The following is a 20,604-nucleotide window of genomic DNA, read 5'->3' on the forward strand; positions in this document are numbered from 1 at the left end:
CATCGACGGTGGACCGGCCCGGTGCGCTGTCCAGCGCTCGGCATCTATGCTCCCGTCCAATGATCGATCTCGGCGGAGGCGGTACCGAATGGGGCACTCATCGATCCGGCGTGCCCACGAGGCGGACCTTCCGGCCATTGCCCGCCTCCGTCGTGAGTGGACCGAGGAAGAGCGCGGTGGCCGCGACGATCCAGAGTTCGAGCAACGCTTCGCCACCTGGTACGCGAGCGAGTCGAGCCGCCGCATCACGTGGCTGGCGGAGGTCGACGGCCGGGTGGTGGGCATGGTGAACCTGGCCGTCTTCGACCGGATGCCGAGACCCGGGTGCGCCCCGGGTCGATGGGGCTATCTCGGTAACGCGTTCGTGCTCAGGGCGTACCGGAATCGGGGCCTCGGGCGGAGGCTCGTCGCCACCCTTCTGGATCATGCCAGCAGAAACCGGTTCGCCCGGGTGGTGCTCAGCCCGACCGAGAAGTCGGTCCCGTTCTACGAACGAGCGGGTTTCGGGCCGGCCGACATGCTCATGGTCAAGGTGCTCGACGAACCCGGACCGCCGGAATCCGGCTGGTGACCACCGCACCGGGGTCGGGTCCTGGTCGCTGAGCCGTACTGGCAGGCTGGGCGCGTGTATCGGGAAACGGGGTCCCGGGTGGCGGGCGCGGTGTTGTGGTGGAACACCGCGCCGGACGAGGCAAGGCCGGGCCGGGTGCTGCCCGACGGCTGCCTCGACCTGATCTGGTCCAGTAGCCGTGGCCTGTTGGTGGCCGGACCGGACACCATCGCGGAGGTGACCACCAGCGTGCCGGGGGAGCGGTACGTCGGACTCCGGTTCCCGCCCGGCACCGGACCGGCCGTGTTCGGCGTGCCGGCGTACGAGTTGCGGGACCGGCGGGTTCCGCTGGCGGAGGTGTGGGCCGCGCCGCTGGTCCGGAAACTGGAGGATCGAGCGGCGGGCCTGGTCGATCCCGGCCGGCTTCTGGAGTCGGTCGCGTACGACCGGCTGTGTGCGAACGGGGGCCCCGATTCGCTCGCCGCTGCCGTGGTCGCCCGGCTCGATGCCGGAGCCGGTGTCACCGCCATTGCCGATGCGCTCGACCTCGGCAGTCGTCAACTGCACCGCCGCTGCCAGGCTCTGTTCGGTTACGGTCCGAAGACTCTGGCCCGGATCCGGCGGATGCAACGGGCCCTGGCGCTGGCCCGGGCCGGGGTGCCCGCCGTCGAGGTCGCCGTCCGGACCGGGTACGCCGACCAGCCGCACCTGTCTCGGGAGGTGCGGGCCCTGGCCGGCGTACCAATCGGGGTGCTCCTGGCCGGCGGCTAGCCGGGTGCCCAGGGTCGCCGGCGGCGGCTAGCCAGCCGGCGGGGTCGGGTTGGCGGCGAAGAGGTCCACCCCGTTGCCATCCGGGTCGTGCAGCACCGCGTACCGCTGTCCCCAGAACGCGTCCCATGGTGTGAGCTCGCCGTGATAGCCGGCCTTGGTCAGCTCGGCGTACACCGCGTCCACCTCCGCTGGGCTGTCACAGGCGAAGGCGAGGCTCGACCCGCCGGCGCTGCCGTCACTCGGTGGCGGGGTCCAGCCCGGATAGAAGGACCGGATGACGTCGAAGGTGTCGAAGGCCATGCGGAGTCCGCCGGGCAGGGTCACCTCTACATGCTGCTCGGTGTCGGCGCTGGCCGGGATGTCCAGCCCGAGACGGCGGTAGAAGGCGAGGGAGCGGCCCATGTCGGCGACAGCCAGGCCGATGAGATCCATTCGAGGTGCCATGTGTCGACCGTAAGCCCTGCTGGCCTGGGCCGTCTTGAAGGAATCGGACACCCGGGACCGGTTCGTGCGTGCCTCTGTGGCGCGACGTTTCCCGGCGTACGGTGTGGTTATCGGCACTCCAAGTCCGACTGTTCAGGACATGTCCGGCGAGGTGCGGACAAGTGACTGGAAGGAGGTGGCTCCGATGGACCTGGCCTATCTTGACGCGGGATCTGGCAGTCTCATCGTGCAGGCGGTGGTCGGCGGCGTAGCCGGGGTGGCGGTGGCGACCCGGCTCTACTGGCGTCGCCTGGTGGCCCGGTTCCGCAAGCCGCCGGCTGCCAACCAGCAGGACTGAGGCGAGGTCGTCGGATGCTACCCCGCTCGTCCGCGCCCGATACCGGCCCTCGACCGGAGCCCGGATCCTTCCGTGATCCCACCAACCGAATCTTCTACGCCGGTGAGCAGGTACTTCGCGGGCTCGGGCCGAGCGCGGCCGAGGACTGGCAGGCCCTGGCGGCCAGCGACTTCTTTCCACCGCTGTTGGCCGCCGGCAAGGTCTGTGGCACCGAGACCGCCGAGGCGGCGACGATGCCGTCGGCCGCCTCGACCGGCTGGACCACGGTGTTGCGACACGAACGCATTCCGTTCGTCTCCTACCCGTACGAGTGGTCCTTCGCCATGTTGCGCGACGCGGCGCTGCTGCACCTGGAGATCCTGCGGTCCGCGCTACCGGCCGGCTTCACCACCAAGGACGGCTCGGCCTACAACCTCCAGTGGCGCGGGGCCAACCCGGTCTTTATCGACGTCGGCTCCTTCGAGCCGGCCCGCGACGGTGAACCCTGGGCCGGCTATCGCCAGTTCTGCCAGACGATGCTCTATCCGCTGATGCTCCAGGCGCATCTCGGCATCGACTTCCAGCCCTGGCTTCGGGCCCGGATCGACGGTGTCGAAGCCGGGCAGATGCGCAAACTCTTCGGCGGCACCCGCCGGTTCTCGGCCGGAGTGTTCAAACACGTCCACCTGCACGACGCGATGCAGGCCCGCAATGCCGGCACCAGCACCGGGCAGGTACGTGAGCAACTGCGGGTGGCCGGCTTCTCACGGGAACTGGTGCTCGCCATCGTCCGTGCCGTCGACAAGCTGGTCCGCCGGCTGGACTGGCAGCCGCCGGCCAGTCACTGGTCGGACTACCAGCAGACCTGCGGCTACTCGCCGGACGACCGGACGCGCAAGGAACGCTTCGTCGACGCCGCGCTGGCCGAGGCGGGCCGGTCGAAGCTCGTCCTCGACCTCGGCAGCAACGACGGTACCTACGCCCGGATAGCCGCACGCCACGCCGGTTACGTGGTCGCGGCGGAGAGCGATCCGGCCGTCGTCGACCAGCTGTACCAGCGGTTGCGCGCCGACCAGGAAACCCGGATCCTACCGCTGGTGGTGGACCTGGCCGACCCGTCCCCGGGTGGCGGTTGGCGGGGGACGGAACGGGCGTCGTTCGCCACCCGGGCCCGGGCGGACGCCGTACTGGCCCTGGCGGTCGTGCACCATTTGGCCATCGGACGTAACGTACCGCTGGGCGCGGTGGTCGACTGGCTGGTCGGGTTCCTGGCCAGCGCCGGCCGACGCGGCCGGTTGGTGGTCGAGTTCGTGCACCCGCAGGACCCGATGGCGCAGCGACTCCTGGCCAACAAACCCGCTGGACTCTTCCCCGACTACCGGCGCGACGAGTTCGAGCGGCTACTCGGGCAACGGTGCGAGATCATCCGGCGGGAGGAGTTGCCGTCGGGGACCCGTACCCTCTACGTCGGGGTCCCGCGTGGCTGAGGCGGCGGCCGACCTGATCGGCGGTGCCGGGTCGGCCCCGGCGCGTCGGCTCACCGAGCGACGGGCCGCGCTGGAGATCGTGGCGCTGTGTGGTCTGGTGATCACCCAGCCGTTGCTCGACGTCACCGGGCGCAGCCCGGACTTCTTCCTCTTCCACGGTGCTGCCGGCCGGGACGTGCTGCTCTTCGTGGCGGCATGCGTGCTGCCGCCACCGCTTGTCCTGTGGGGAATCGGTGCGCTCACCCGGCTGGCCGGGCCAGCGGTACGGGCCGCCACCCACACCGCGACCGTCGGGTTACTGCTCACCGCGCTCGCCCTCCAGGTGGGCAAACACCTGTTGCCACTGCGGGGCGTGCCGCTGGTGTTGGCCGCCGTCGCGCTCGGTACGGCCGGTGGGTACGCCCATCGGCGCTGGTCGGCGCCGGGGCAACTGCTCCGGTTCGCCTCGGCCGGACCGCTGATCTTCGTTCTGCTCTTCGTCCTCGTCTCGCCGGCCTCGGCGGTGGTGCTGCCGCGCGAACGGGGTGGCTCGGGGCCCGGCGCCGCCCGGTCGGCCGGTCATCCACCGGTAGTGCTGATCGTGCTGGACGAGCTGCCGCTGGTCTCGTTGCTCGGGCCGGACGGGCGGGTCGACGCGGACCGTTTCCCGCACTTCGCCCGGCTGGCCGGACAGTCGACCTGGTATCGCAACGCCACCGGAGTGAGTGGCTGGACGCCGTACGCCCTGCCGGCGATGCTGACCGGCCGTTACCCGACCGTCGCCGGCGCGCCGCACTACTCGCGGTACCCGGACAACCTGTTCACCCTGCTCGGCGGCCGGTACGACATCCGGGCCCAGGAGAGCATCGCCCAACTCTGCCCGCCCAGCCGGTGCGCCCGGAGCGCCTCGGCCGGCCCGGTGCTGCCCACGCTGCTGCGCGAGGGTGCCGGTCTGCTCGGCCAGGTGCTTTCACCGACCGACGACGACCGCGATCCGACCTCCTCCTACCGGGAGGTGCCCCGGCAGGAGGCCGAACGCGACCGCCAGCAAACCGCACCGACCGATCCCCGGTTCCGGTGGGACACCCTCGACGACAACCAGCCGGCGCGGTTCACCGACTTTCTCGCCGGGTTGCGGGCGGGTCGCACCTCGGTCCGCCCGACCCTGGACTTCCTGCACCTGTTGATGCCGCACAGCCCGTGGAGCTACCTGCCCTCCGGGGTCCGCTACGACGCACCGCCCGACCTGCCCAACGACGGTACCGGCTGGGTGACCCTGGCCCGGGACCGTCATCTTGCCCAACTCGGCTACACCGACAGGTTGATCGGCGAGACCCTGCGCACCCTGGAGGAGACCGGCGGTCTGGACGAGGCCCTGGTAGTGGTCACCGCCGACCATGGGGTGAGCTTCACCCCGCAGGCCCAGGGCCGGGGTCTGGACTCGGTACGCAGATCACCGGGTGAGGTGCTGTGGGTGCCGATGTTCGTCAAGGAGCCGGGCCAGCGGGTCGGTCGGGTGGATGATCGTAACTGGGAGCACGTCGATCTGCTGCCGACCATCGCCGACCTGGTCGACGTCGAAGTGCCCTGGCGGGTCGACGGCGTGTCGGCAACAGGCGGTGGCCGGGACCGGTCGGAGAAGTACTACTACGACCAGCCGGGCAAACGTATCGCGATACCCGGTCCGGCGGCCTTCACGGCGGTCGTCGGCGCCACGGTCCCGCCCCGGACCAGCCGGTCGGAACTGCTCGGCCGGGCCGTGACCGACTTCGAGGTGGTCGAGACCGGTGTGTCCGCCCGGGTCACCAACCTCGCCGCGCTGCGCCGGGTCGACCCGGCGGAGGGAAAGCTACCGGTGCTGCTGCACGGCACCGTACCCGCGACGGTGCCGGACGGTACCCGGTTGGCGGTCGCCGTCAACGGCCGGATCGGGGCGATCGTCCCGGTCGTCGCACCCGACCCGGGAGGCCGCCGGTTCGCCGCTCTTGTCGGCGACGACGCGCTGTACAACCCGGGGGTCAACCAGCTCGAACTCTTCGAGCTGACCGACGACCAGGCGACCCTGCGTCGGCTGCGCCTGTGACCAACGCGGCATGCCGCGTTCCTAGCCAGTGCCGCCCGCTGCGCGGGCGTGATCACCCGTAGGGTGACGCATCCCTCACCCCGAAGCCATGGCAGGAGGTAGGCAGCGACCGGTTATTACGGTAAAAGCGAAGGCAATTCAGTGAAAATTTTGCCGGCGAAGCGAGGATTAGATGACGGAAGTAAAGCTCGAGCACCCCCAAGGGCAACTTTCGATGCCGGTGCAGCCCGCCGTCGAAGGCCCGTCGGGCATCGGCGTCGGCAAGTTGTTGAAGGAGACCGGGCTCGTCACCTACGACCCTGGCTTCGTCAACACCGCCGCGTGCTCCTCAGAGATCACCTACATCGACGGCGATGCGGGCATTCTGCGCTACCGTGGCTACCCCATCGAGCAGTTGGCCGAGAAGTCGTCCTTCCTGGAGGTCTCCTACCTGCTGGCCTACGGCCAGCTGCCCACCGAGCAGCAGCTCGCGGACTTCGCCGAGCGGATCCGTCGGCACTCGCTGTTGCACGAGGAGATGCGTCGGTTCTTCGACGGTTTCCCGCGTGACGCGCACCCGATGGCGGTGCTCTCCTCCGCGGTGAGCGCGATCTCCACCTTCTACCAGGACAGCCTGGACCCGTTCGACCAGGAGCACGTGGAGATCTCCACGATCCGGCTGATGGCCAAGGTGCCGACGATCGCGTCGTACGCCTACAAGAAGTCCATCGGACAGGCGATGCTCTATCCGGACAACTCGCTGGGTTACGTCGAGAACTTCCTCCGGATGACGTTCGGCGTGCCGGCGGAGGAGTACGAGGTCGACCCGGTGATGGCCAAGGTGCTGGACATGCTCTTCGTCCTGCACGCCGACCATGAGCAGAACTGCTCCACCTCCACGGTGCGGCTGGTCGGGTCCAGCAACGCCAACCTCTTCGCCTCGGTCTCCGCCGGTGTCAACGCGCTCTTCGGGCCGTTGCACGGTGGTGCCAACCAAGCGGTGTTGGAGATGCTGGAGCGGATCCGGGTCGAGGGCGGGGACGTGCAGTCCTTCGTCCGTCGGGTCAAGGACCGGGAGCAGGGCGTCAAGCTCATGGGCTTCGGTCACCGGGTCTACAAGAACTACGACCCGCGCGCCGCGATCGTGAAGAAGGCCGCGCAGGACGTGCTCTCCCGGATGGCCAAGCCGGACCCGCTGCTGGACATCGCGATGCAGCTGGAGGAGATCGCCCTGGCGGACGACTTCTTCGTCTCCCGTCGGCTCTACCCGAACGTCGACTTCTACACCGGTCTGATCTACAAGGCCATGGGTTTCCCGACGAAGATGTTCACCGTGCTCTTCGCGCTCGGCCGGCTGCCCGGCTGGATCGCCCAGTGGCGCGAGATGATCTCCGACCCGGAGACCAAGATCGGTCGCCCGCGGCAGATCTACACCGGCGCGGACGAGCGCGACTACGTGCCGCTCGACCAGCGCTGACCGACCAGCGCTGACCGACCCACGCTGACCGACCCACGCTGAGTCGGCCCGCAGGACGGCCGTCGACCCCACCCGGGTCGGCGGCCGTCGTCGTCTCGCCCCGGCCGCCGTTATCGACCCGGCGGTGCCGCTGTCCGGCCGCAGTGGGCTGTTCCCGGATCGCCGGACGGGTCAGGGACAACCGGCTCGACAACTCGCCGCGAGCCGCCGCAGTCCCGGTGCGATGCGATCCAGGGGGATCGCGCCGTACCCGAGCACCAACCCCGGTCGGGCGTCTGTCGGTGCGCCACCCGGCGTCGTCCCACCGTCATCGCTGCGGCCCACCCCGGTGCGGTAGTCGTCGAGGTCGCGTACCCGGACCCCGGCCTGAGCAGCCTGGCGGACCACCCCGGCCAGCTCCATCGGGACACCCGGCCGGAGCAGGGCGCACAGGTGCAGCCCGGCGGCGGAGGGAACCGGTTCGAGCCAGTCGGCGAAGTCCCGTCGCAGGATCCGGTGGATCAGGCCATGCCGGGCCGCGTACTCCTTGTTGGCCCGGCGCAGGTGTCGGGCCAACAGGCCCTCGTCGATGAAGCGGGCCATTGCCCCCTGGGTGTGCTGGTCGCCGTGCCAGTCGGTCAACTGTTTGGCGGTCCGCAGGGCGGTGCGCAGCGCGGTCGGGGCCACCAGGAAACCGAGCCGCAGGGTCGGCAGCATGACCTTGGAGAAGGAGCCGACGTAGACGACCCGGCCGTCCTGGTCGAGGGCCTGTAACGGTTCCAGGGGCCGGTCCGCGAAGCGGAACTCGCTGTCGTAGTCGTCCTCGACGATCACCGCCCCGTTCCGTTTCGCCCAGGCGAGCAACGCCGACCGGCGACGCAGGGACATGGGGACACCCAGCGGGAACTGATGCGACGGCGTGGTGTAGACCAGCCGGGCCTCGGCCGGCAGGGCCGACACGTCCAGCCCTTCGCCGTCGACCGGCACCCCGACGATCCGGGCACCCAGGGACTGGAACAGGAGGCGGGCCGCCCGGTAGCCCGGTTCCTCGACCGCCACGCAGTCACCCGGCTCGATCAGGATTCGGCCGACGAGGTCCAACGCCTGCTGGGCGCCCTGCGTCACCAGCACGTCGTCGGCTCCGGCCCGTACGGACCGGGAGACGCCGATGTGGCGGGCGATCGCCGTACGCAGGGCGGGGTGCCCGGATGGGTCGCCGTAGCTGGTAGGCGACAGGGCACCGATGCGTAGCTCGCCGGCGACGATCCGGCGCCAGCTCTCCAGCGGAAACAGGTGCGGGTCCGGGATGCCCACGTCGAAGTTGAAGTCCGGAGTGCCCCGGGCCGGGCCGGGCGGGGCGGGCATGGCACGCCAGAGCTGTCGGGGAGTGACCGCACCACCGCTCGGGGCGCTGCGGTCGGGTATCCGGTCGGCGGCCTCGTCACAGACGAAGGTGCCCGCACCGACCCGGCCGACCAGGAAACCCTCGGCGGTGAGCCGGTCGTAGGCGGCGGCGACGGTGTTGCGGGAGACGGCCAGGTGTCGGGCCAACTCCCGGGTCGGGGGCAGCCGTTCGCCCGCGCGGAGCCGACCGTCCAGGATCGCGTCGAGAAGCTGCCGGTAGATCCGGGCGGTCAGGTCGCCCCGGCCGGCGAGGGTGATGTGGATGTCCACCGGACCAACCTACATTGGCCCAATCTGATAGCCGGAAATTGGATCTGATGCCGCGCCAATCCAGCTCCTAGGCTGATCCGCGTCGCACCCCGCTGCCTCGAGGAGGATGACGTTGACCGTCGCCAACATGTGGTTTGACCCGATCTGCCCCTGGGCCTGGATCACCTCGCGATGGTTACTGGAGGTGGAGCAGGTCCGGGACGTGCAGGTGCGCTTCCATGTCATGAGCCTCTCCATGCTCAACGCCGGACGTACCGGCCTGCCCGAGTGGTACCAGAAGTTCCTCAGCCGGGGCTGGGGGCCGGTACGGCTCGCGATCGCCGCCGAGCAGAAGCACGGCAACGACATACTGCGTGACCTCTACACCGCGCTCGGCACCCGAATCCACCACGGGAAGGCGCCGGTCGACCGTGACCTCTATGTCGAGGTGCTCACCGAACTCGGGCTGGCCACCGAACTCGCCGACGCCGCCGAGACGGCCGATCACGACCCGGCCCTGCTCGCCAGCCACCACGCGGGAATGGACCCGGTGGGCGACGAGGTCGGGACCCCGGTGATCCACACTCCCGGTCCGGACGGCCGGTCGATCGCATTCTTCGGACCGGTGGTCACCCCGACGCCCCGGGGGGAGGCGGCCGGAAAGCTGTGGGACGGCGTGCTGCTGGTCTCCGGCACCGACGGGTTCTTCGAACTGAAGCGCACCCGTACCCGCTCGCCGAGCTTCGAGTGACCACCCGCCGACCACGAAACGGGCAGGACATGAGCCGAATGACCGTGCCGCAGGGGGCGGCGCTGTCGATTGGAGCCGTACTCGGCACGGGTGTGATCGCCCTGCCGGCTCTCGCGGCGCAGATCGCCGGTCCGGCGTCCATCCTGGCCTGGATCGCGATGATCGCGCTCTCCGTGCCGCTCGCCGCCACCTTCGCGGCGCTCGGCACCCGGTACGCCGACACCGGTGGGGTCGCCACCTACGTGCGGCGGGCGTTCGGTGCGCGGGCGGCCACGGTGGTGGGATGGTGCTTCTACTTCGCGGTGCCCACTGGCGCGCCGGCCGCCGCGATGTTCGCCGGAGCGTACGTCGCGGAGGCGTTCGGTGGTGACCGTCGGACGGTCCTGCTCACCGCGGCCCTGGTCATCGCGACGGTCACCGTCACCAACGTCGGTGGCCTGCGAATCTCTGGTCGGTTGCAACTCGTCCTCGCCGGCCTGTTGGCCGCGCTGTTGCTGGTCGCCACGGTCACGGCGTTGCCCCATGCCCGGTGGGACAACCTGGAGCCCTTCGCGCCGCACGGCTGGCTCGCCGTCGGTTCGGCTGCTGCCGTGCTCGTCTGGGGTTTCGCCGGGTGGGAGGCGGTCACCTCGCTGGCCGCCGACTTTCGTCGTCCGGCCCGGGACCTGCCCCGGGCCACGGGCATCGCCCTGGTCGTGGTCGGTGTGCTCTACCTGGGGGTAGCCGGCACGAGTCTGCTGGTGCTCGGTGCGGACACCGGCTCCACCGAGGCACCGTTGGCGCACCTGCTCGCCATCGGGGTCGGCGGTGAGGTGCGGGTGCTGACCGCGCTCGTCGCGCTGCTGCTGACCATCGGCACGATGAACGCCTACTTCGCCGGAGCAGCCCGGCTGGGGGCCGCTCTGGGCCGCGACGGCGCGCTGCCCGGCTGGTTCGCGCAGGGCAGCGCGCCGGGGCAGGTTCCCCGACGCAGCCTGGCGGTGCTCGGTCTGCTCTCCGCGCTGGCCCTGGCCGGGGTGGCCGGCACCGGCATCGGTCCCGGGCTGTCCGTGCAGCTCACCAGCGGGTCGTTCACCCTGGTGTACGTCCTGGGCGCGGCTGCGGCGGTGCGCCTGCTTCCGGTTGGCAGTTGGTCTCGACGAGCGGCGGTCGTGTCGCTCGTCGCCGTCTCGGCGCTGCTGGTCATGACCGGGGTGTACGTCCTCTGGACGCTGGCGGTCAGCGTCGCCGCCCTGCTCTACGCCCGCCGGCGGCGATCCGGGTCGCCGGAACTCGAAACTGCTGCGCCGCAACCTGTCATGTCGCGATCCGAGACTGCCGCGCCGCTACCCGGGGTGTCCCCACCCACTGATCGCACCAACGGGTCAGCCGGCCACCGGCCACTCGTGGACCGGACGGTTGCTGTGCATGAGCGGGATGTAGCGGTGTAACACCTCGCGCAGGGCGGCTCGCCGGTCCATGTTTCCGGCATCCAGCAGCCGGCGTAGCGTCGCCACCTGCCAACTTGCCCCGTTCCGCCCGGTGAGGCACCGCTGCTCGATGATGCCCAGTAGTCGATCCCGTTCCGCGGTGACCAGCCCCCACCCGGCCAGGCCCTGCTGGGCCATCGGTAGCAGGCGGCGCAGCACCAACTCGGTGACCGGTAGGTAGCCCAGGTGGGGCCAGTAGACCCGGGCGGCCATGCCGTGTCGGGCGCAGGCGTGGAAGTTCTCCTCAGCGGCGCTGAACGACATTCGCGACCAGAGCGGACGCTCGGCCTCGGCCAATGTCCGTACCAGGCCGAAGTAGAAGGCGCTGTTGGCGATGGTGTCGACCACGGTGGGGCCGGCTGGCAGCACCCGGTTCTCCACCCGCAGATGGGGCCGGCCGTCGACCACGTCGTAGACCGGTCGGTTCCACCGGTACACCGTGCCGTTGTGCAGGCGTAACTCGGACAGGGCGGGGATCCCACCCTGGGCGAGGGTCTGCGCCGGATCTTCGTCGTCGCAGACCGGCAGCAGGGCCGGGAAGTAACGGACGTTCTCCTCGAACAGGTCGAACACCGAGTTGATCCAGCGTTCGCCGAACCAGACCCGGGGCCGTACGCCCTGGGCCTTGATCTCCTCCGGCCGAGTGTCGGTGGCCTGTTCGAACAGCGGGATGCGGGTCTCTCGCCACAGCTCCCGGCCGAACAGGAACGGTGAGTTGGCACCGAGGGCGATCTGGACCCCGGAGACGACCTGGGCGGCGTTCCAGTACGCGGCGAACTGCGCCGGGCTGACCTGGAGATGGAGTTGCGTACTGGTGCAGGCTGCCTCCGGGGTGATGGTGTCGGCTGTCGTCTCCAGCCGGTCCACCCCGTCGATCCGGATCTGTAGGTCCTCGCCCCGAGCGGCGAAGATCTGCTCGTTGAGCTGTGCGTAGCGCGGATTGGCTGAGAGGGTCTGCGCGGTCAGGTGTTCCGCCTCCAGCGTCGGCAGGATGCCGATCATGACCATTCGGGTGCCGACCGCGCGCGCCTTCTCCTCGGCTGCGTTGAGGCTGGCGCGGACATTCTCCTCGTATTCGGCGGTGCCCCGGCCGGCCAACTGTCGCGGTGGCACGTTGATCTCGACGTTGAACTGCCCGAGTTCGGTCTGGAAACTCGGGTCGGCGATGGCGGCGAGCGCGTCCGCGTTGCGCATTGCCGGCATCGACCGCTCGTCGACCAGGTTCAGCTCGATCTCCAGCCCGGTCAGCGGCCGGTCGAACTCGAACCGTGCCGCCCGGAGCATCTCGGCGAAGACGTCGAGACAGGCGTGGACCTTCTGTCGGTGCCTGGCCCGATCCTCTCGGGTGAAGGTCTGAATGCCGACGTCCTCGCCCATGGCCACCGTCCGGTTGTTGGTTGATATTCACCAAATTGCCATGTCAGGTGTGATCAGTCGGATATTTCCGTCGGACGCGCCGGCTGGACCAGCTCGCAACGCCGATGACGAGGGGGGATAACATCATTATTCGACGAATCCGGGAGGGATCCATGCGCCGTACGGCAATGAAGCTGTTCGTGGTGGCGGCGATTGCTGAGGCGATCTCGTGGCTGGCGTTGCTGATTTCGATGGTGGTCAAGTACGGGCCGCCGGAGAACGAGATCGGCGTCAAGATCTTCGGCCCTATCCACGGTGCGCTCTTCGTCTTCTATGGCGTGCTGGTCCTCCTGGTTTCCCGGCTGGGCCGGTGGTCCCTGCCGGTGACCGCCGTCGCGTTGCTCGCCTCCATCCCGCCCTTCACCACCCTGCTCTTCGAACGCTGGGCGCGGCGGCGAGGCCTGCTGACGGTGCCGGAGAGTGCGACGCCGGAGCCGGACCGGATCGCGGTCGGCTGACCGGTCAGGTCGCGGTCAGGACGTAGCCGGCCACGACCAGCCCGAGCACCAGTAGCCCGACCAGCGATTGCAGGACCAGCGCCGGCCCCAGGTGGGACCAGAGGGTCGGTATCCGCGGGGTCAGTAGCTGGCCGGTGGTGATGTTGACGATTCGTTCGACCCGGGGCGCGAGGTCAGCGTCCTTCTGGCTCCGCACCGTCACCTGGATGTGGTCGGCCGGTTCCAGCGCGCTCTGCGGCAGATGGCCGTGGATCTCCATCTCGTAGAGCACCCCGTCGCTGTCCCGCAGTCGCAGCGGAGTCACCAGGAACTCGGGGCCCTTACGTAGCTCCTTGAACTTGCGCCGCCCGCCGCTGCCGGTGCCAGCCCGGAGCACGGATAGCACCAGGACGCCGATCAGACGGGCCACGCTGGCGGCGGTGAGCACCGCGACCAGGGCCGGCCGCCGTATTTTCATCTCTCGCGAGTAGCCGTCCCGGAGCCGGATGACCCGGCCGGTGATGATCGGGCCTCGGGGGTACGCAGGCCGTTCCGGAAACAGCTCCCTGTCCACGTTCACCACCGAGTGTCCGAATTCACACACGGATTGTATCGACGGCGGAACGTGAATGGAGATGAATGAAAACTATTCACGTCGGTGTCGCGGTCGTCGACGTGCCCGATCGCCATGGGCCGCCCGGCTGAGGTGACAAGGCGAGCGCCTCGGGTATGCGTGCGGCGAGTTGGAGAGGGGGGCGACACATGGAGCTGTCCTTCCTGGGGCCGGTCTGTACCCGTCCCGGCCCATGGGCCTCGGTCTACCTGGACGCGTCCCGGGACACCCAGGACGCCCGACCCGCCCTGGACCTGCGTTGGCGGGCACTCAGTGAACGGTTGGCCCAACAGGGGGCCGATCTGGACACGATCCAGGCCCTGGACGCGGTGGTACGCGGACACGTTCCGCTGGCGGGGGACTACGGACTGGCCGCGTTCGCCAGTCACGGCACGGTGGCGCTGAGCGAGTACATGTCAGCCCCACCGGTTCGGGAGATCGCCACCTACGCGCCACTGCCGCACGCCATGCCGCTGGTGGCCCAGCGGGGAGCCCAGGTGGCGTGGGTGCGGGTGCTGGCCGGTCGTACCGGTGCCGACGTCAAGGGCGTCAGCGTCGGCGGGGTGACTCGTCGCGCGCGTGTCAAAGGCAGCGAGCAGTTCCCGATCCGGCGGGTCCAGCCGGGTGGCTGGTCGCAGTCGCACTTCCAGCGTGAAGCTCGAATGGCCTGGAAACGCAACGCCGGGGACGCCGCCGCGGCGACCGCCGAGTTGGCCGACCGGGTCGGTGCCGAAGTGGTGGTGGTGGCCGGTGACAACCAGGCGAGATCGCTGCTCGCGGGTCAGCTGCCGGAACGGTGGCAGGACCGGATCGTGCAGACCGATGCGGGCTTTCGGGCCGACGGCGCCGACCTGAGCGCGATGGATGACGTGACGGTCCAGGCCATCGCCGAGGTCGCCGACCAGCACACCCAGACCACCCTCGACCGGTACGGGGTGCAGGAGGACGTTGGCGGCGGGTTCGATGCCGTGGTGGCGGCGCTGCAACGTGGGCAGGTCGACACCCTGTTGATCGTCGATGACCCATCCTCCACCCAGCGGCTCTGGATAGGTCCGGAACCCACCGAGATCGCCACCTCGGCGGAGCAACTGACCGCCATGTCGGTGCCCGAGCCGCAGCAGGTACGCGCCGACGCCGCACTGATTCGAGCGCTGGTCGGCACCGATGCCGCGATGACCGTGCTCGCCCCCGAGGAGGCGCCGGAGTTGGATGACGGGATCGGGGCGGTGCTGCGCTACGTCGACGCCGGGACACCCGGCCGAGGTAACACCTGACCGAACCGGCTCGCGCCGCGTCACCGGGTGGCAACGCCGTACGGTGACGCGGCGTCGCCGTACGCGCTGCCCGGGGGTGCAGGGGAGCCGATGGACGGGGGAGAACGGGTGTTTGAGGCGTCCCGACACAGACCGGCACCACGCCCGAAATCACTCGCGCCAGGTTGCCCAGGCCTCGTTTGAACCTGATTCGGGCGGGAAGCCGGGGCGGGCGTGGCGCGAACGAGAGAAGGTGAGCCCGGTGCCTGAGATTCCCCAGGGGTGGGCCGCCGATGACGCCGGCACCCAGGCACCAGAACCCGAGCACGTCGTGGCCCCGGACAGCCTGGCCCGGGTGCTCCTGGCCGCGGCGTCCCGCGCACTGCGTCGAGAGGACTGTGCGGACCTCGGTCGGCAGCCGACGTTGTCCCGCTTCCGCAGGACACCGCAACCGGTCCGGCGGTTGGCGGTGGCCCGGGCGGGCAGTCGGGCGGCGATGTCGGTGCCGCGCGCCGGGGAGATCGACGCCGAACGGGTGGCCCGCTGGATGGTGGACCACTACCGAGCGCGATGGTATCCGGGAATGGTGATCGGGTCACCGCACGGTGCTGCGGTCCATCTCGCCACGGCCCTCGGGGTTCCCTGGTTACCGTCGGCGTTCGAGGTGACGGTGCAGTGGCCGAAGGGATGCGTAGACAATCCCGTCGGTGCCCTGGCTCAGGGGGCCCAGGTCGCCGCCCGGATCATCGCCGGCAACCCGGGAGTCGGCATCCGGCAGGTACACGATCCGGCCGTGCGCGGAGTCCTGGCCGGTTCGACGGTGTCCCTCGTGGTGCGCTGGCGCGGACTGCCCGGCCCGTACCGGCGGTTTCTCGGTAACCACCTGGCTCCCGGTGCGCCGGTGCTGCTGCTGCGCGACGCGCGTACCTGGCCGGCGCTCGACTCCGGTCCCGGGCACACGTTCCAGGTGGGCAGCCCTGCCAGTGGACTGGCGCCGGCCGACTTCCTGCCCGCCAGCAAGGTGCTCGACCAGTTGCTGCGTGGGCTCGGTGGTGATCCTGCCCGCTGGGAGCTTCCCGGTGCCGTGAGCCCGCCCGGCTATGCCGAGCACGGAGTCGAACCGGGGTTCGAGGCGAGCTTACGGGACTGGGTGCAGGGCCGCGGTGGCCCGTTACACCGAATTCTTGCCCCCCGTCCCGAGGCGTTGAGCGCCGCCGTCGCGGACGCGTATCGGGGCTGGCTGCGCAGTGCCGGCAAGAGCGGAAACCGGTGTGTGGTGGAGTGTGGACGTCTGCTCGATCCCTGGCAGGTCGTCCGGGCCGGATTGGTGCCGTACTGGTGTGAGAACGCCTCCCGGCGAAGTGTGGCCGGTGCCGAGTGGTGGCTGGCCGGGAGTTCTCCCTTCACCTCCGTGGATGTTCTGCCGGAATCACCTGGAATGCGCTCGCCGGCGCTGGCCGGGCTGCCGCAGTGGCTGGCGGTGGCGTCGTTCGGTAGTCGGCGCAGGGCAGTCGATCGGGTGGCTGCTCGAGGTTATCCGCTCACCCCGATGCCGACCCGGCGCGCAACCGAGGTGCTGCGCGGGCAACCGTACGATCTTCCGACGCCACCGCCGCTACGAGTGGTCGACGCGCTCGCCGCACTCCGGGACAGTGGCAGCCCGCAGGGGCTACTCGTGTGTTGAGACGTGTCCGGTCCGGCAGGGGCGGCAACCACCACCCGACCGAAACGACCTCGGGAAGGCCCGCTCTCGTGATTGAGTACCTACAGAGCGGGAACATGGCTGACTGCAATGGATCGAGTGCGCTGCGTCATAACGACATGTAGTCCGTAGTCGACATTCCGGTCGCAGATTCGCTTCCAGCCCCCACTCCATGGTCCGTGGCAATCAATGACCGGTTCCGCAATCCGGGCGGGGGACCTTCCTGAGGGAGGCGCGGATGTTCGGACAGACCACCACAAACACCACAGGTGTCACAAGCACCACCACAACCACCACAACCACCACCTCACCTACCGAGCGTGGACTTGAGGACCTGGACGCGGCGGCGACGGCCTATGCGGCCCGGATCGTCGGGCTGTCGCCCGAACGGCGGCAGGAGGCCCGGGACGACCTGGTGCGCTTCGCGTTGCCGTTCGCCGGTCGCCTCGCCCGTCGTTACCGGGGGCGGGGCGAACCGTTGGAGGACCTCGAACAGGTGGCACGACTCGGCTTGGTCAACGCGGTGGACCGCTACGACCCGGAACGGGGGTCGTTTACGGCGTACGCGGCCATCACCATCGTCGGAGAGATCAAGCGGCACTTCCGTGACCGCACCTGGGGCGTCCACGTGCCCCGGCGGCTGCGTGACCTCATCCTTGAGGTCGGTCAGGCGACGGCCGCGCTGACCAGCGAACTGTCCCGTGCCCCCACCGTGGCCGAGTTGGCCGAGCGGCTGGAGACCCCCCAGGAGGAGATCCTCGCCGCCCTGGAGTCCGCCGCCGGATACAGCCCGGCCTCGCTGAATGCCCCGGTGGGCGGGGAGAGTTCGGCCGAGTTCGGTGACCTGGTCGGGGAGTCGGACAACGATCTGGAATCGGTCGACGACCGGGTGACGGTCAGCGGACTGTTGTGCCGATTGCCCTGGCGAGAGCGGCGCATCCTCGCCATGCGGTTCTACGGCAACCAGACGCAGGCTGAGATCGCCGCCCGGTTTGGGATCTCCCAGATGCACGTTTCCCGACTCTTGTCCCGGGCGTTGACCTGGCTCCGGCAGGCCATGCTGGCCGATGCCCCGGCTACCTGGCAGACGGGTGGGGAGGCGGAGCAACATCGGATGCGAGTATCGGTGCGGCGGGCCGGTGACCGGGTGGTGGTGGAGGTCGGCGGAGAGCTCGATCGGGAGACCGCGGATCAGTTGCGATGTGCGGTCGTGGACGCGGTCACCGCCGGCCAACCGGCCGAGGTGGTCGTCGACCTGGTCGACCTGGCCGCTGTCGACGCCGGTGGGGTCGCCGCGTTGCTCGCCGGTCGGGACGCCGCACTGCGGAGCGGGACACCGCTGCGGCTCGCCCGGGCCCAGCCCGGTGTCCGGCAGTCGCTCACCGCCGCCGGTCTGGCACCGCTGTACGCCTGATCCGACGCGTCGGCTCGCCAGCCTCGACCGGTGGTCCGTGAGCGCGAGCCCACCACCACACGGGACGGACCTCCTCGGTCGAGGCGTGGATGTCACCGTTGGTCCTTCTTCCCATCGTCGTCGGGGGAGCGCCCGGTACGCCACCGCTCGTCGACCTTGCCACCCCGCTCTTCGATGTCCCGGGTCTCGTCGGGCTGGCTGGGTTCGAAGCCGGGCCGGAGCACCTCGTCCGGCTCGGGCACCTCGATCGGCCGTGCCCCTGATTCCGGTGCCGGGTGGAAGGAGGTGGCGGCCTCCGCGCCATGTGCTCCCTCGACGGTCGGTGGCTCCGGCTCCGGTGGCCGAGCCTCGTGGTGTAGCTCCTGCTCGAAACTCTGTGGCGGTTTGGTGGACCGCTGTGGCAGGTCCCGGCCCAGGTCAGCGACCAGCGGGCCGTACTTCAGGTCGAACGCGGGACGCTCGGAACGAATTCGGGGCAGTTTGTTGAAGTTGCGTAGCGGCGGCGGACAGGTGGTCGCCCACTCCAGCGAGTTGCCGAATCCCCACGGGTCGTCCACCGACACCAACCGACCGAACCGGTACGACTTCCAGACGTTCCAGATGAAGAAGAGCGTCGACGCGCCGAGGATGAACGAGCCGATCGTGGAGATCGTGTTCAGTCCGGTGAATCCGTCCTGCGGCTGGTAGTCGGCATAGCGTCGGGGGAAGCCCTTCGTGCCGAGCCAGTGCTGCACCAGGAAGGTGGCGTGGAAGCCGATGAACATCGTCCAGAAGTGGGCCCGGCCGAGCCGCTCGTCGAGCATCCGGCCGGTCATCTTGGGGAACCAGAAGTAGACACCGGCAAAGGCGGCGAAGACGATCGTGCCGAACATGACGTAGTGGAAGTGCGCCACCACGAAGTAGGTGTCGGTGACGTGGAAGTCGACCGGCGGGCTGGCCAGCAGCACCCCGGAGAGCCCACCGAGCAGGAACGTCACCAGGAAACCGACGGCGAACAGCATCGGTGTCTCGAAGGTGATCTGTCCTTTCCACATGGTGCCGATCCAGTTGAAGAACTTCACCCCGGTCGGGACCGCGATCAGGAAACTGAGGAAACTGAAGAACGGCAACAGCACCAGTCCGGTGCCGAACATGTGGTGCGCCCAGACCGTCATCGACAGGACGGTGATCGCGATCGTCGCGGCGACCAGGCCCTTGTAGCCGAAGATCGGCTTACGGGCGAAGACCGGGATGACCTCGGTGATGATGCCGAAGAACGGCAGCGCGATGATGTAGACCTCGGGATGGCCGAAGAACCAGAACAGATGTTGGAAGAGCAGCGGGCCGTTGTTGGCCGGATCGTAGATGTGCGCCCCGAGCCGTCGATCCGCGTAGAGCGCGAGCAGGGCGGCGGCCAGCAGCGGGAACACCATGATCACCAGTACCGAGGTCAGCAGGATGTTCCAGGTGAAGATCGGCATTCGGAACATGGTCAGTCCGGGCGCCCGCAGGGTCACGATGGTCGTGATCAGGTTGACCGCCCCGAGGATGGTGCCCAGCCCGGAGAGGGCGAGCCCGATGATCCACAGGTCGGGTCCGATCCCGGGGGTGTGGTCGGCCCGGCTCAGCGGCGTGTAGGCGGTCCAGCCGAAGTCGGCGGCACCGTTCGGGGTGACGAGACTGCTCAGGACGAGTGAGCCACCGAGCAGGTAGAGCCAGTAGGCGAAGGCGTTCAGTCGGGGGAAGGAGACGTCGGCCGTGCCGATCTGCAACGGAACGATGTAGTTGCCGAAGGCGAAGACCAGCGGGGTGGCGAAGAGCAACAGCATGATCGTGCCGTGCATGGTGAACAGCTGGTTGTACTGCTCGGTGGAGAGGTACTGCAGGCCGGGGCGGGCCAACTCGGCGCGCAGCAGCAGCGCCATCACCCCACCGATCAGGAAGAACGCGAACGAGGTGACCAGGTACATCAACCCGATCTGTTTCGCGTCGGTGGTGCGCAACAGCCGGCTCAGCGTGTTGCCCGGGACCACCTCACGGACCGGGCCGGGGTATCCGCCGAACCGTGCTGGCACCAGGATCGTTGGCCGCCGGCCGTGCTCCGGCTCGGTGGTAACCCGCTCAGACATCGATCTCACCCCGTACGACCTGGAAAGGACGGCGGTGGCTACCCCGTCCGGCCAGGTCGAAACCAGGGCAGTCAGGAAATTTCGTACTGCCGGGTCGCTGGACCCCAAGTAAGCCGCCGCCCGCCCAGCCCGGGCGAGCGGCGACCAGACGCAAGGAAGGACCCCTTCCTGTCACTTTCTGCCTTGGAAGGGGTCCTTCATAACTCCGCAAGTACGCGGGAGCCGCTCACCTCGTGGCGCGGCCCCGCCGAGGGGTTACCAGGCCCAGCGCGATCATGCCGATACCGAGGAACAGGTGCAGCCAGTTGTCGGCATCGTTGAGCGGAATGAAGTTCGCGGAGCTCTCGTAACCGACCGCCAGGCCGTACAACCACAGCAGCAGATAGACGACCCCGCCCCCGACCAGGAAGATCCGGGCGCCGGAGACGGTACGGGCCAACGCCAGACCGACCACCCCGAAGAGGAGATGGACGAGGTTGTGCAGGATCGAGACCTGGAAGACGCCGAACAGCTTGGCGTCGGAGTGGTGCGTGGCGAACTGCATCGTGTCGTAGTTGGTCGTGATGCCTGGAATGAAGCCGAGGATGCCGATCAGCAGGAACACGGCGGCCACCAGGGCCGCCACCTTACTCACCAGAGCACGTCCGGCCGGGGCGGGCGGCCCGGTGCGCACCGAAGGTCGTGACTTGCTGCTAACCATGCCCTTCACCTCCGTCGGAAACC

Annotated in this window: 18 protein-coding genes; 12 read left to right on the forward strand and 6 right to left on the reverse strand. The window is 69.2% G+C overall.

Annotated elements, in window-relative coordinates; translation table 11 throughout:
* The first annotated feature begins 88 nt into the window (after positions 1–88).
* Together FHR38_RS29280 and FHR38_RS29285 are read left to right on the forward strand one after the other, a co-directional pair.
* Complete coding sequence (locus FHR38_RS29280) at positions 89–571, forward strand: GNAT family N-acetyltransferase (protein WP_184538261.1); 483 nt, start codon at positions 89–91, stop codon at positions 569–571.
* Between the two features lie 54 nt (positions 572–625).
* The gene (locus tag FHR38_RS29285) at positions 626–1,321 is read left to right on the forward strand and encodes a helix-turn-helix transcriptional regulator (RefSeq protein WP_184538263.1); all 696 of its coding nucleotides are present in this window, start codon (positions 626–628) and stop codon (positions 1,319–1,321) included.
* A 27-nt stretch (positions 1,322–1,348) separates the two neighbouring features.
* Here the strand turns inward: FHR38_RS29285 and FHR38_RS29290 are convergent, their stop codons facing one another.
* Positions 1,349–1,765: a VOC family protein gene (locus tag FHR38_RS29290; protein ID WP_184538265.1), complete on the reverse strand. Its 417-nt coding sequence runs from the start codon at positions 1,763–1,765 to the stop codon at positions 1,349–1,351.
* Positions 1,766–1,904: 139 nt separating this feature from the next.
* Here FHR38_RS29290 and FHR38_RS29295 point away from each other — a divergent pair, with 139 nt between their 5' ends.
* The 4 genes from FHR38_RS29295 (at position 1,905) to FHR38_RS29310 (ending at position 7,086) form a co-directional block, all read left to right on the forward strand.
* On the forward strand, positions 1,905–2,102 hold the full coding sequence (locus FHR38_RS29295; protein WP_184540519.1) for a hypothetical protein: 198 nt from the start codon (positions 1,905–1,907) through the stop codon (positions 2,100–2,102).
* 14 nt (positions 2,103–2,116) lie between these two features.
* Positions 2,117–3,568 (forward strand): class I SAM-dependent methyltransferase, encoded by a 1,452-nt coding sequence (locus FHR38_RS29300; RefSeq protein ID WP_184538267.1) that lies wholly within the window; start codon positions 2,117–2,119, stop codon positions 3,566–3,568.
* On the forward strand, positions 3,561–5,630 hold the full coding sequence (locus FHR38_RS29305) for a sulfatase-like hydrolase/transferase (RefSeq protein WP_184538270.1): 2,070 nt from the start codon (positions 3,561–3,563) through the stop codon (positions 5,628–5,630). Before FHR38_RS29300 ends, FHR38_RS29305 begins: the two co-directional genes overlap by 8 nt.
* Positions 5,631–5,802: 172 nt before the next feature.
* Positions 5,803–7,086 (forward strand): citrate synthase, encoded by a 1,284-nt coding sequence (locus FHR38_RS29310; protein WP_184538272.1) that lies wholly within the window; start codon positions 5,803–5,805, stop codon positions 7,084–7,086.
* Between the two features lie 171 nt (positions 7,087–7,257).
* On the opposite strand, the gene pdxR is transcribed toward FHR38_RS29310, so the two are convergent.
* The gene (gene pdxR / locus FHR38_RS29315; RefSeq protein ID WP_184538274.1) at positions 7,258–8,739 is read right to left on the reverse strand and encodes a MocR-like pyridoxine biosynthesis transcription factor PdxR; all 1,482 of its coding nucleotides are present in this window, start codon (positions 8,737–8,739) and stop codon (positions 7,258–7,260) included.
* Between the two features lie 106 nt (positions 8,740–8,845).
* Here pdxR and FHR38_RS29320 point away from each other — a divergent pair, with 106 nt between their 5' ends.
* Both FHR38_RS29320 and FHR38_RS29325 read left to right on the forward strand, forming a co-directional pair.
* A complete protein-coding gene (locus FHR38_RS29320) occupies positions 8,846–9,469 on the forward strand; it encodes a DsbA family protein (RefSeq protein ID WP_184538276.1) in 624 nt (207 codons plus the stop codon).
* 29 nt (positions 9,470–9,498) lie between these two features.
* Positions 9,499–10,899, forward strand: a complete 1,401-nt coding sequence (locus FHR38_RS29325) for an APC family permease (RefSeq protein ID WP_184538278.1) — start codon at positions 9,499–9,501, stop codon at positions 10,897–10,899.
* Here the strand turns inward: FHR38_RS29325 and FHR38_RS29330 are convergent.
* On the reverse strand, positions 10,834–12,315 hold the full coding sequence (locus FHR38_RS29330) for a glutamate-cysteine ligase family protein (RefSeq protein WP_184538280.1): 1,482 nt from the start codon (positions 12,313–12,315) through the stop codon (positions 10,834–10,836). The genes FHR38_RS29325 and FHR38_RS29330 overlap by 66 nt on opposite strands.
* A gap of 152 nt (positions 12,316–12,467) precedes the next feature.
* Here FHR38_RS29330 and FHR38_RS29335 point away from each other — a divergent pair, with 152 nt between their 5' ends.
* On the forward strand, positions 12,468–12,812 hold the full coding sequence (locus tag FHR38_RS29335) for a DUF3817 domain-containing protein (RefSeq protein ID WP_184538283.1): 345 nt from the start codon (positions 12,468–12,470) through the stop codon (positions 12,810–12,812).
* Positions 12,813–12,816: 4 nt separating this feature from the next.
* Here FHR38_RS29335 and FHR38_RS29340 read toward each other — a convergent pair whose 3' ends face one another.
* On the reverse strand, positions 12,817–13,374 hold the full coding sequence (locus FHR38_RS29340) for a hypothetical protein (protein ID WP_376771499.1): 558 nt from the start codon (positions 13,372–13,374) through the stop codon (positions 12,817–12,819).
* Positions 13,375–13,553: 179 nt separating this feature from the next.
* On the opposite strand from FHR38_RS29340, the gene FHR38_RS29345 reads away from it, so the two are divergent.
* From FHR38_RS29345 to FHR38_RS29355, 3 genes are all read left to right on the forward strand, one after another.
* Entirely contained in the window at positions 13,554–14,678 is a 1,125-nt protein-coding gene (locus FHR38_RS29345; RefSeq protein WP_184538286.1) for a baeRF2 domain-containing protein, read from the forward strand.
* A gap of 250 nt (positions 14,679–14,928) precedes the next feature.
* Positions 14,929–16,341 (forward strand): hypothetical protein, encoded by a 1,413-nt coding sequence (locus FHR38_RS29350; RefSeq protein ID WP_184540408.1) that lies wholly within the window; start codon positions 14,929–14,931, stop codon positions 16,339–16,341.
* A gap of 256 nt (positions 16,342–16,597) precedes the next feature.
* The gene (locus tag FHR38_RS29355) at positions 16,598–17,773 is read left to right on the forward strand and encodes a SigB/SigF/SigG family RNA polymerase sigma factor (protein WP_184538288.1); all 1,176 of its coding nucleotides are present in this window, start codon (positions 16,598–16,600) and stop codon (positions 17,771–17,773) included.
* A 92-nt stretch (positions 17,774–17,865) separates the two neighbouring features.
* On the opposite strand, the gene ctaD is transcribed toward FHR38_RS29355, so the two are convergent.
* The gene (ctaD, locus tag FHR38_RS29360; RefSeq protein WP_184538290.1) at positions 17,866–19,881 is read right to left on the reverse strand and encodes an aa3-type cytochrome oxidase subunit I; all 2,016 of its coding nucleotides are present in this window, start codon (positions 19,879–19,881) and stop codon (positions 17,866–17,868) included.
* 226 nt (positions 19,882–20,107) lie between these two features.
* Positions 20,108–20,581 (reverse strand): DUF4383 domain-containing protein, encoded by a 474-nt coding sequence (locus FHR38_RS29365; protein ID WP_184538292.1) that lies wholly within the window; start codon positions 20,579–20,581, stop codon positions 20,108–20,110.
* Positions 20,582–20,604: the final 23 nt, after the last annotated feature.

Source organism: Micromonospora polyrhachis, from assembly GCF_014203835.1.
Lineage (GTDB): Bacteria > Actinomycetota > Actinomycetes > Mycobacteriales > Micromonosporaceae > Micromonospora_H > Micromonospora_H polyrhachis.